The 12,075-nt window shown below is 42.3% G+C and carries 7 protein-coding genes; all 7 read left to right on the top strand.

The window, feature by feature from the left end; all coding sequences use genetic code 11:
* The first annotated feature begins 31 nt into the window (after positions 1–31).
* The 7 genes from GR160_RS06350 (at position 32) to GR160_RS06320 (ending at position 11,988) form a co-directional block, all read left to right on the top strand.
* Entirely contained in the window at positions 32–2,857 is a 2,826-nt protein-coding gene (locus GR160_RS06350; RefSeq protein ID WP_160749029.1) for a glycoside hydrolase family 2 protein, read from the top strand.
* Positions 2,858–2,868: 11 nt separating this feature from the next.
* Entirely contained in the window at positions 2,869–4,944 is a 2,076-nt protein-coding gene (locus GR160_RS06345) for a beta-galactosidase (RefSeq protein ID WP_160749028.1), read from the top strand.
* Between the two features lie 171 nt (positions 4,945–5,115).
* Complete coding sequence (locus GR160_RS06340) at positions 5,116–6,480, top strand: glycoside hydrolase family 105 protein (RefSeq protein WP_160749027.1); 1,365 nt, start codon at positions 5,116–5,118, stop codon at positions 6,478–6,480.
* Between the two features lie 144 nt (positions 6,481–6,624).
* A complete protein-coding gene (locus GR160_RS06335) occupies positions 6,625–7,956 on the top strand; it encodes a rhamnogalacturonan acetylesterase (RefSeq protein WP_160749026.1) in 1,332 nt (443 codons plus the stop codon).
* Positions 7,957–8,012: 56 nt separating this feature from the next.
* Entirely contained in the window at positions 8,013–8,837 is an 825-nt protein-coding gene (locus GR160_RS06330) for a DUF4350 domain-containing protein (RefSeq protein ID WP_160749025.1), read from the top strand.
* Positions 8,838–8,839: 2 nt separating this feature from the next.
* Positions 8,840–10,351 (top strand): tagaturonate reductase, encoded by a 1,512-nt coding sequence (locus GR160_RS06325; RefSeq protein ID WP_160749024.1) that lies wholly within the window; start codon positions 8,840–8,842, stop codon positions 10,349–10,351.
* On the top strand, positions 10,351–11,988 hold the full coding sequence (locus GR160_RS06320; RefSeq protein ID WP_160749023.1) for a UxaA family hydrolase: 1,638 nt from the start codon (positions 10,351–10,353) through the stop codon (positions 11,986–11,988). Before GR160_RS06325 ends, GR160_RS06320 begins: the two co-directional genes overlap by 1 nt.
* Positions 11,989–12,075: the final 87 nt, after the last annotated feature.

Raw genomic sequence — 12,075 nt, 5'->3', positions numbered from 1 at the left:
ATTTTTGAGGTTATACCAAACTTATACATTCATGATAAAAAATTACATTTTTAAATTTGTCCTGTTCTTACTCGCTATATCTTTTAGCGAGGCTGCTTGGGCACAGCAAAACCTCTCAAAGAAAGAAATACAATACCTTTCCGGTACCGATGTGTTGCACACCAAGACCTGGGATTTTATGGTAAGCGCAGGCCGCAACAGCGCTAAGTGGACTACCATACAGGTGCCGTCGCACTGGGAACAGCAGGGCTTTGGCGATTATGATTACGGGCGCGATGATGTTACCAACGGAAAGAATTTTCGCTTTCATGACGAAAAAGGGTTCTATAAACTCGAATTTAATGTGCCTGCCCATTGGAAAGACAAAGAAATATTTATAGTTTTTGAAGGTTCCATGACCGATACCGAAGTAAAGGTAAACGGGCAGTTTGCAGGCGCAATTCACCAGGGGTCATTTTACCGTTTTAAATATAATATTGGCAGTAAGCTAAAAGTAGGGCAGAAGAACCTGCTTGAGGTAACGGTAAGCAAAATGTCGGCAGATAAATCGGTTAACAATGCAGAACGCCTTGCTGATTACTGGATATTTGGCGGGATTTACCGTCCGGTATATCTGGAGGCAGTGCCTAAAGAACACATTGCCTGGACGGCTATAGATGCAAAAGCCAGCGGTGCATTTAATGCTAATGTGTACATAAATAACCCTGTTTCGGGGCATGAAGTTACTGCCCAAATTACAGACGCGACCGGCAAAAAAGTTGCCGAAGCATCTACAAAAATTACTGCAAAAGATACGGTGGTTAAGCTAAACACTAAGGTTAAAAATCCAAAGCTATGGACGGCGGAAACCCCTAACCTGTACACGGTTACATTTCGGGTAAAGAGCTGTGGCAGTGTGGTTTATGAAACGCAGGATAAATTCGGGTTCCGCACCATCGAGGTCAGGAAGCAGGACGGTATTTATGTAAACGGGAACAAGATAAAAGTAAAAGGTGTTAACCGACACGTTTTTTGGCCGGAGTATGGTCGTGCCACCTACCCTGATGCCGATTTGATAGATGTGAACCTTATTAAAGATATGAACATGAATGCCGTGCGCTGCTCGCACTATCCGCCCGATGAAAACTTTTTGCGGGTGTGCGATTCCCTTGGTCTTTATGTAATTGATGAACTGGCAGGCTGGCAAAAAGCATACAGCACCGCTGCCGGAACGCCTTTGCTTAAAGAAATGGTTATGCGCGATGCCAACCGACCATCGGTACTGTTTTGGAGCAACGGTAACGAGGGTGGGCATAATAAAGACTTTGTAGACGATTTTGCAAAATACGACCTGTCTAACCGCACTGTTATCCATGCACACCATAAACCGGGCAATGCCATAAACGGTATAGACTGCAACCACTATGAAGACTACTACAGTGCCGAAAAAATTATGGCAGACACCAACCTGTACATGCCTACCGAGTTTTTGCATGCCATGCACGATGGCGGCGGAGCGGCAGGACTGAATGATATGTGGGATTTGCACTGGAACTCTAAAAAAGGTGCCGGTGGATTTATTTGGGATTTAGCCGATGAAGGCATTGTGCGCACCGACCGTAACAACATTATAGATGTTAACGGCCTTAATGCCGCCGATGGTATTGTGGGGCCGCACCGTGAAAAAGAGGGCAGCATTAACTCCATACGCGAAATATATTCTCCGGTAAGAATTGCTCTTAAGGAATTGCCCGAAAATTTTAAAGGCGATATTGAGGTAGAAAACCGCTTTAATTTTACCAACTTAAACCAGTGTTCTTTTAAATGGGAGCTTATCAATTTTAATGATAAAAATGGCGTTGCAGGGCATGCGGTGGCTAAGCAGGGAGATTTTGCAGGGCCTGCGGTTGCGCCATTTGGCAAAGGCGTTTTAAAACTGAACCTGCCTGCCGACTGGAAAAATTATGACGGCCTTGCCCTGCGTGCTTTTGACCATACTAAAAAAGAGCTGTACCGCTGGGTATGGAAAGTTAAACCTAATAAAACACTGCTGTTGGATTTGCTTAATGACAAAGCCACATCTGAAGTGGTTATGACGGAGAGCGACAGCATTGTTACCCTCAAGGCAAACGGAATATCGGTTAGTTTCAGTAAAAAAACAGGCCTGCTGGTTAAACTTGCCAATGATAAAAGTACCGGACTTTCTTTTAAAAATGGCCCTGTAATGGTTAGCGGCAATGCGCAGTTTGGTGCTTTAAAACATTACAAAGAGGGGAGCAGTTATGTGGTGGAGAGTTCTTACACGGGCAACCTTAATTCAGTTAAATGGACAATGCAGCCCAACGGCTGGCTGCAAATGGATTACCAATATGTGTTAAATGGCAAATATCCTTTTGCGGGCATCAGTTTCAGCTACCCTGAGGGGATGATGATTGGTGCAAAATGGCTTGGCAAAGGCCCGTATCGCGTATGGAAAAACCGTATGAAAGGCGTTACTTTTGAGGTGTATGAAAGCATGTACAACAATACCCAAACGGGCAGGGCACCATGGGTGTACCCTGAATTTAAAGGCTATTATTCAGATATTGTGTGGATGGAGCTCAGTACTATGGAAGGTAAGTTTACCATAGCTTCGGCAGATGAAGGGCTGTTTGTTCGCCTGTTTGACTTTTATGCCATAAACGGCAGCAAGCCACACCCGGAACTTCCGGTAGGCGACATATCATTCCTTAATGCCATTCCAGCTGTGGGTTCTAAAATGGGAATCAGCCAAAATCAGGTAAAAGGGTTTGGGCCGGAAAGCGATCTTAATTTTATTACTTCAACTATAAAGAAAACGTTGTATTTTTACTTTGGATCACCCGATGTAAAAGAATAAACAAACAATAAATGAAAAAAATACTTTGTTCGGCACTCATGCTTAGCCTTACTCTCAATGGCTTTGCCCAAAAAAAAGAAAATTATTTTCCTGATAGTCAGCTAACCACTACAGGGGCTTATTATTATCCGGAGCATTGGGACGAATCGCAATGGGAGCGCGACTTTAAAAAGATGGCTGCAATGGGCTTTGAGTTTACTCACTTTGCCGAATTTGCATGGGCACAACTTGAACCAGAAGAAGGCAAATATGATTTTGCATGGCTGGATAGGGCAGTAGCACTTGCAGCAAAATATAAGCTTAAGGTAATTATGTGTACCTCTACCGCCACGCCACCTGTTTGGCTTACACGTAAATATCCGGAAATATTAAAAAAGCACGAAGACGGTACCAGTGATGATCACGGTTCACGTCAGCATGCATCATTTTCCAGTGAGGTTTATCGTAAATATTCGGTAAAAATGATTGCAGAGTTGGCAAAACATTACGGCAAAGACAACCGTATTATGGGTTGGCAGCTTGATAACGAGCCTGCAAGCAATGTAGATTATGGTACTGATGCCCAAAACCGCTTTCGTGTTTGGCTGAAAGACAAGTATAAAAATATTGATGCTCTTAATAAAGCCTGGGGTACTAACTTTTGGAGCGTTACCTACAGCAGTTTCGACCAGATAAACCTTCCGCAGCATGCACAGTGGGGCATGAACCTGTACCACCAATTAGACCATAGTCGTTTTTGCGATAATGAGACTGCTGATTTTTTAGATATGCAGGCAAAGGTTATCCGTCAGTATTCTACTCCTAAGCAATGGATAACTTCTAATTACATTCCAAATTATGAGTCGCGTTATATAGGAAACAGTAAAGAACTCGACTATATTACCTACACCCGTTATATGGTATATGGAGAGCATAATGGTATAGGAACTAAAGGTTATCGTGTGGGCGATTTTTCGCGCATTGCAATGTCTAACGATTATTTCCGCCCGCTGTCGCCTTACTATGGGGTTATGGAACTGCAGCCGGGGCAGGTAAACTGGGGCAGTATTAACTCGCAGCCGTTGCCAGGTGCGGTGCGCCTGTGGCTATGGCACGTGTTTGCGGGGGGCAGCAAGCTAATGTGTACCTACCGTTTCCGTGCGCCAATATATGGCTATGAGCAATACCATGCCGGTATAATTGGTACCGACGGCGTTACACCAACAAGCGGCGGCCTTGAGTTTGAACAGTATATCAAAGATATAAACCTGCTGCGCAAAAAACAGTCTCCGGGCAAAGTACCGGCCGATTACCTAAAACGTAAAACCGCTGTGTTATACGATCCGGATAATACCGTAGCGATAAGGCAAAACAAGCAAACTACTGTGTGGAACACTGAGGCACATGTGCTTAAATATTACAAAACCCTTAAAGGGCTTGGCGCACCAGTAGATTTCATTCGCGACAGTACAGACTTTAAACAATATCCGGTAATAGTAGTGCCTGCCTACCAGCAAATGAGCAAAGCGCTTATTGCCAAGTTAACGACTTATGCCAAAGCAGGCGGTCATTTGGTGCTTTCTGCAAGAACAGGGCATCAGGACGAGCAGGGTCATTTGTGGGAAGCGCGCCATGCCGAGCCTATATATCCGCTTATTGGTGCAGAGATAGAATTTTACGACCTGCTAAAACCCCATGCCCCCGACAATGTAAAAATGGAAGGCCAAAGTTATGCCTGGACAAGCTGGGGCGATGTGCTGAAGCCTACAGGCAGCACTAAAACCTGGGCTACTTATGCAGGCGATTTTTATGAGGGCAAGCCTGCGGTTACTTTTACAAACCTGGGCAAAGGCACCGTAACCTATGTGGGGCCTGATAGCAATACAGGCGATTTAGAGCAGGCAGTGCTTACCAAACTGTACAAACAGCTTAACATTCCTGTAGAGAATTATCCGGCAGGGGTAACGGTAGAATATCGTGATGGTTTTGGTATTGCTATGAACTATAGTGATAAACCATATGAGATGAAACTTCCGGCGGGAACTGAGATTCTTGTGGGCAAACCAACTCTTAATACTGCCGACGTATTGGTGTGGAAAATTAAGTAAGTGTTATTTTTTATAATAACAGTTTAGTAAAGCGGACTTTTAGGTCCGCTTTACCTTTTTTATACAGGATAGTTCAGGACAGTGCTTTTTTAAGAAATTATTAGATTAGCGATTTAGAATGCATAATAATTTAATGTAGTTTTTAAAACAACCCTTTTTTAATTAATGACAATGAAAAAAAAATACTTTTTTTTTACAATATTATCGATAGCGGGTTTTACCGCATCGGCACAATACACAGAGAAAAAAGGCAATGATGTTACATCGCCATTGCACCTTTTAAAACCTGATTATGATACACCTTATTCGGTTCCTAAAACGGACGAGGTTAAAGGCGTGTTAGACCGCGTGTTTACCTATCTTGATGCAGAAACTCCTTATGAAATGGTGTCTAAAAAAGACGGTAAGCCTTTTACCGATACCAAAAAAATAGACGACAATGTAGCCCTTAAGGCTGGCAGCTACCGTCTTAACAGCTATGAGTGGGGTGTTACTTATGGTGCCATGCTAACTGTTGCCGAGATCACCGGTGACAAGCGTTATTCGGACTATGTTCGCAATCGTTTTAATTTTATGGGAACATGGATACCTGCCGTTAAAAAGGCAATAGCTGACGGGCGCATTAAAGAAAAAGGTTATCCGTTGCGTGGTTCTATAGAACCGCATGCGCTTGACGATTGCGGTGCCATTTGTGCGGCGATGATAAAAGCCATTAAAACAGGAAATGCCAATGAGTCTTTATTAAAACCGACTATTGATATTTATTCTGATTTTATAACTAATAAAGAACACCGTTTAGCAGATGGTACATTGGCACGCCTTCGCCCTTTAAAAAATGCACTTTGGTTAGACGATCTTTATATGGGTGTGCCTGCATTGGCGCAGCTTAACCGCCTTACGGGTGATAAAAAATATTTAGACGATGCACTAAAGCAGTTTAAACAGTTCGTGCCCCGCATGTTTAATAAAGAAAAAAACGTGTATATGCACGGTTGGATAGAGGGTATGGATCCGCATCCTCAATTTCATTGGGCAAGGGCAAACGGTTGGGCTTTCCTTACGGCTGTAGAGCTGCTTGACGTGTTGCCTGCAAATCATCCAGACAGACCGTTCGTATTGGCGCAGTTTCAGGCTCATGCAAAAGGGCTTGCGTCATACCAGTCAGCTTTAGGGTTTTGGCATCAGCTTTTAGATAAGCCTGATTCGTATCTTGAAACTTCGGCGACAGCCATATATACCTATTGTATTGCGCGCGGAATAAATAATGGCTGGCTTGATGCTCAGGCATACAGCCCAATGGTACTGATTGCATGGAACGCTGTGGCTACAAAAGTAAACGCCAAAGGCGAAGTAGAAGGTACCTGTGTGGGTACAGGAATGGGCTTTGATCCTGCTTTTTACTACTACCGTCCGGTAAACAATTACGCTGCCCATGGCTATGGCCCTGTACTTATGGCGGGCGGAGAGATCATCAGGCTTGTTAAAAATTCTGATATTAAACTTAACGATAGCGCATTGCAGTATTATAAAAAATAAGTGAGTCGAAAGTTATAAAATCTAAAGTCGTAAAGTCAAAAGTAGCTACGGCAATTAAAAATATTTCAATCTCAAAGCCATAGAGTTATATTCCCGATTTTAAAGTGCGACACTATTTATTATGAATTACTTAAAAGTCTCAATATGAAAAAAATCATCTTGTTAGTTGTCCTTTCATTGACTTCACTTGCAGGAACCGCACAGCAGTCTTCTTATAAATTTGATTTTGGTCAGGGTAAAGCCGCCAAAGGCTATATTAAAATTACCCCTGAAAGTGCCTACAGCGATAAAACGGGTTATGGTTTTGAAGCAGGCTCAAAAGTACAATCTTTTAACAGTGGTGGTAAAGGAGCTGCAGCCGATTATATTACTGCTAAAGAACCATTCTTCTTTTCGGTAAAACTGCCGGAAGGTAATTATGATGTAAAGTTGCTGTTAGGAGATACAAAAGGAACATCTGCAACAACCGTTCGTGTTGAAAGCAGAAGACTTATGCTGGAAAACATAAAAACTAAGAAAGGCGAAACAGCAGAAAAATTATTTACGGTTCACATTCGAGACAGTATAATAAGAGATAACAATGGGAATGTTGTTAGTAAAACCAAAATAAAACCCAGGGAAAGGCAAAATAAGCATTGGGATGATTTACTTACCATTGAGTTTAACGACTCGTTGCCCAAAATTTGTGCGGTAGAAATTATTCCTAACAAAACAGCTACTACTATTTTTCTTGCGGGCGATTCTACAGTTACAGATCAGCCTGAGGACCCATGGGCATCGTGGGGGCAAATGTTCCCTGTTTTTCTTGTTCCCGGCAAAGTGGCTGTTGCAAATTATGCAGAGAGCGGTGAAACGTTAAAAGCTTTTGAGCGCGAGAACAGGTTTGCGAAAATTTGGAGCATGGCCAAACCCGGCGATTATTTGTTTATTGAGTTTACACACAACGACCAAAAACCCGGGGGTAATCATCTGGACCCGTTTACTACCTATAAAGAAACGGTTAAACAGCAAATTGCCGAAGCTAAAAAAAGAGGCATGATACCGGTATTGGTTACCTCTACCCAACGCAGGAAGTTTGGTGCAGATGGCAAAATAGAAAACACGCTGCTGGAATATCCTGAAGCATTGAGGCAAACTGCAAAAGAAGAAAATGTTGCACTGATAGACCTTAGTGCAATGAGCAAAACATTGTATGAAACACTTGGAGAAGAAGGGTCTAAAAATGCATTGGTGCACTATCCTGCCAATACATACCCTAACCAAACCAAAGCCCTCGAAGACAATACGCATTTTAATATGTATGGTGCCTATGAATTATCTAAGTGCGTTGTTAGCAGTATTCGTAAACAAAACTTATCTTTGTCAAAGTTTATCCAAACTGGTGTAATCGATTACAGTCCGGAAAAACCAACACCTTTTAAAAGTTTTTACTGGCCTGCAAGTAAGGCTGGTATTACAAAACCGGACGGTAATTAATGGCATGTGGTTTGAATAGCTAAAAAACAGAACAGTAATACAAAAACTAAAAGATTATGTTTAACTATCCTATCAGGGTTCTGGCTTCAGCATTAGGAATGCTCGTATTGCCGCAACCCGTTAGCAACAATCCTGTTGTGGTAAATCAGGCTTCTGCAAAAGAAAAGACAGTGGTGCTGGACTACTATTACAACAACGAGTGGAAAAAAGACAAAGAAGGTAAAGACTATCGTTGGCATTACACTTGGGAAGACACCACTTTTGGAGGCTATTCAGAGCTTGGTAATATATTTAAAAAAGAGGGGGCAAAAATTGCTTCTTTAGACCAAAAGCCTACTGCTGCCAATTTAAAAAACGCATCGGTTTATATTATTGTAGATCCTGATACGGCAAAAGAAACCGCTAATCCTAATTATATGGATGCAGAAGCAGCTAAAGCTATTGCAGACTGGGTTAAAAAAGGCGGTGTATTGGTAATGCTTACCAACGATACAGGAAACTGCGAGCTTGAAAAATTCAATATACTTTCAGAAAAATTCGGCATTCATTTTAACGAAGACAGCCATAACCGCGTTAAGAACGACATTTTTGAACAGGGAGCAGTAATGACACCGGAAGGGCATGAAATATTTGGCTCTGCTAAAAAGCTGTATGTAAAAGAATACAGCTCTTTAAAAGTGAGCAGTCCTGCCAAAACGGTGCTTAAAAGCGGAGAGAACGACCTAATGGCAGTTGCAAAATATGGAAAAGGAACCGTGTTTGCACTTGGCGACCCATGGATCTATAACGAATATGTGGGTGGGAAAAAAATGCCTGCTGATTTTGTTAACTATCAGGCGGCCGAAGAATTTGCAAAATGGTTATTGAAACAAGCTAAATAAATATGCAACTTACTAAAAACAACTTACAAAATATTATTGCACAACCGGGGTTAGAAATTCCGGATGAAAAACTTTTTGCTTTACCCGAAAAGATATTACAATTTGGTACAGGTGTACTGCTGCGTGGCCTTCCAGATCATTTTGTTGATAAAGCCAACAAACAAGGTATTTTTAACGGCAGAATAGTTATTGTAAAATCTACTGATGGAAGCAATGATGAGTTTGCACAGCAGGATGGGCTTTATACTATTTGCGTTCGTGGTGTGGCAAACGGAGAAAATGTATCGGAAGATATTATAAATGCATCGGTTAGCAGGGTACTTGCGGCAAAGTCTGACTGGGCTGCTATTTTAGAATGTGCACATAATAAAGACATGAAGATAGTGTTCTCTAACACTACTGAGGTGGGCATACAGCTTGTAGAGGAAAATGTTTTGAATGGTGTTCCATCGTCATTCCCAGGTAAATTGCTGGCGTTTTTACACGAACGCTTTAAGGCTTTCAACGGGTCGGAGGAGAGCGGAATCATTATTGTGCCTACAGAACTTATTACCGATAATGGCGATAAGCTTAAAAATATAGTATTGCAACTGGCGCGTTTCAATAATTTTGATCCGGATTTTATTGCCTGGTTAAAAAACAGCAATACATTTTGCAATTCCCTTGTAGACAGGATCGTTCCCGGGAAGCCTTCAGGTGCAGACCTACAGGAAATAGAAGCTAAATTAGGATATACTGATGCGCTTCTTACTATGAGCGAGCCCTTCAGGCTATGGGCTATAGAAGGTGACGAAAAAGTAAAAGAAGTTCTTTCGTTCCACGCTATAGACGATGCTGTAAAGATCGTTCCGGATATTACTTTATATAAAGAACTGAAGCTTCGCCTGCTTAATGGTACACATAGCTTTAATTGCGGACTGGCTTATTTAAGCGGTTTTAGCCTTACAAGAGAGGCCGTTGGCGATGCCGAATACAGCATATTTGCCAAAGAGCTTATGAAACAGATTAGCAATGCTATACCTTATGAAATTGATGAAACTATAAAGGCAGATTTTGCTAAAAACACTTTTGAACGTTTTTGCAATCCTTTTATTAACCATCAATGGATCAGCATTACTGTGCAGTACACCTCTAAAATGAAAATGCGCAATATACCATTGTTGCAGCGTCATTATGAACTAAACAGTGAAGCTCCGCAATATATGGCTACAGGGTTTGCTGCTTATTTACTGTTTATGAAAGCAGTAAAAAAAGATGGCGATGTATATTATGGCGAGCGTAACGGCGAGTTGTATGAAATAAAAGATGATTCAGCAGCCTATTTTTATGAGGCGTGGCAAAACAATGAAGCTAATAATGTTGCACAGGCTGTTTTAGAAGATGTATCGCTTTGGGATACAGATCTTACTCAACTTCCGGGCTTTTTAGAGGCGGTTAAAGCACAGTTATCAGGCATAATTAATAATGGCGCCCTGCAAACCGTAGCCGGGCTACAGGAAGCAAAACAACAGTAATGAATCATAAGGTTTTAAAAGTAAACAGTAAGGATAATGTAATAGTTGCCCTTACCAATCTTTCAAAAGGAGAAACTATTTCTTTTGAAGGCGGTGATTATGTTTTGCAGGAAAACATTCCGGCAAAACATAAGTTTTACATGCAGGATATGCAGCCTGGTGATGAGGTAACCATGTATGGTGTGCTTGTTGGAAAAATTCAGCTTCCGGTAAAGGCAGGTAGCCGAATGAGTACCGAAAACCTTAAACATGCCGCTGAGCCTTATGCTTACAGGGATGTTGATTATGAATGGCATGCGCCGGATGTCTCAAGGTTTGAAGGCAGAACGTTTAATGGGTATCATCGTACTGACGGAAGAGTGGGTACAGCAAATTATTGGCTGTTCATACCTACCGTTTTTTGCGAGAACCGTAATCTCGATGTTATTCGTGAGGCTATGCATAATGAACTTGGTTATGCCGTAACACATAAATATAAACAGTTTACACACCAGTTGCTTGACGCATATGCTAAAGGCGAATCGGTAGAGGAGGTAGACCTTAGCCCATCGTTACACAATCAAAACAGGCCGTTTAAAAATGTAGATGGCATAAAATTCCTAAACCACCAGGGTGGTTGTGGCGGTATCAGGCAGGATGCGGCAGTGCTTAGCAAACTGCTTGCGGCCTATGCCGATCATCCTAACGTGGCGGGTGTAACGGTACTTAGTCTTGGTTGTCAAAACTTACAGGTACAGGATTTTAATAACGATCTAAAAGCACACAACCCTAATTTTGATAAGCCGTTGTTTATTTTTGAGCAGCAGCAATCGCAAAGCGAAGAACAGCTTATCGCCGATGCCATTCGCAAGACATTTGAAGGACTTGTGGAAGTAAATAAACTGGAGCGCAAGCCTGCACCGTTAAGCAAATTGTGCCTTGGCGTAAAATGCGGTGGAAGTGACGGCTTTAGCGGTATATCGGCTAATCCGTCTGTGGGCTATTGTGCCGATTTGCTTGTTGGATTGGGTGGTCAGGTATTATTAGCCGAGTTTCCGGAACTGTGTGGGGTTGAGCAGGAGCTTGTAGACCGTTCAGTGAGTCAGCCGGTGGCAGAGAAATTCATTCATTTAATGAAAAGCTACGACAGGATCGTTACGAATGCCGGATCGAGCTTTTCAATGAACCCATCGCCGGGTAATATTAAAGACGGCCTGATTACCGATGCCATTAAGAGTGCCGGTGCAGCAAAAAAAGGAGGTACATCGCCTGTGGTAGATGTGCTTGATTATACAGAGCCTGCAACAAAACCCGGGTTAAACCTTGTGTGCACACCGGGCAACGATGTAGAAGCTACAACAGGCAAAGCCGCAAGTGGCGCCACTTTAATATTATTTACTACAGGTTTGGGCACACCAACCGGAAATCCTGTTTGCCCTGTAATTAAAGTGTCTACAAACAGCAGCCTTACTAAGCGCATGGGCGATATTATAGATATAGACTGCGGACCGGTTATTGAAGGCGAAAGGACTATTCAGCAAATGGGCGAGGAAATATTGGAGTACTGTATTAAAGCAGCAAGCGGAGAGGTGTTACCTAAAGCGGTTCAGCTCAATCAGGACGATTTTATTCCGTGGAAGCGCGGGGTATCTTTATAAAAACAATACCATACTTTTGGGTTAAGAATGGGATTTAAAAAGCCTGTGGGCGTCAAACCCCACAGGTTTACATTTAACGGTCAGGAA

This window comes from Flavobacterium sp. Sd200 (assembly GCF_009826935.1).
Classification (GTDB): domain Bacteria; phylum Bacteroidota; class Bacteroidia; order Flavobacteriales; family Flavobacteriaceae; genus Flavobacterium.
Note: the sequence above shows the minus strand (reverse complement) of the source record. Positions and strands in the feature narration are given on the sequence as shown.

Coding starts and splice junctions, on each gene's coding strand:
- GR160_RS06350 (WP_160749029.1), top strand. CDS start 32: ATGATAAAAAATTACATTTTTAAATTTGTCCTGTTCTTACTCGCTATA.
- GR160_RS06345 (WP_160749028.1), top strand. CDS start 2,869: ATGAAAAAAATACTTTGTTCGGCACTCATGCTTAGCCTTACTCTCAAT.
- GR160_RS06340 (WP_160749027.1), top strand. CDS start 5,116: ATGAAAAAAAAATACTTTTTTTTTACAATATTATCGATAGCGGGTTTT.
- GR160_RS06335 (WP_160749026.1), top strand. CDS start 6,625: ATGAAAAAAATCATCTTGTTAGTTGTCCTTTCATTGACTTCACTTGCA.
- GR160_RS06330 (WP_160749025.1), top strand. CDS start 8,013: ATGTTTAACTATCCTATCAGGGTTCTGGCTTCAGCATTAGGAATGCTC.
- GR160_RS06325 (WP_160749024.1), top strand. CDS start 8,840: ATGCAACTTACTAAAAACAACTTACAAAATATTATTGCACAACCGGGG.
- GR160_RS06320 (WP_160749023.1), top strand. CDS start 10,351: ATGAATCATAAGGTTTTAAAAGTAAACAGTAAGGATAATGTAATAGTT.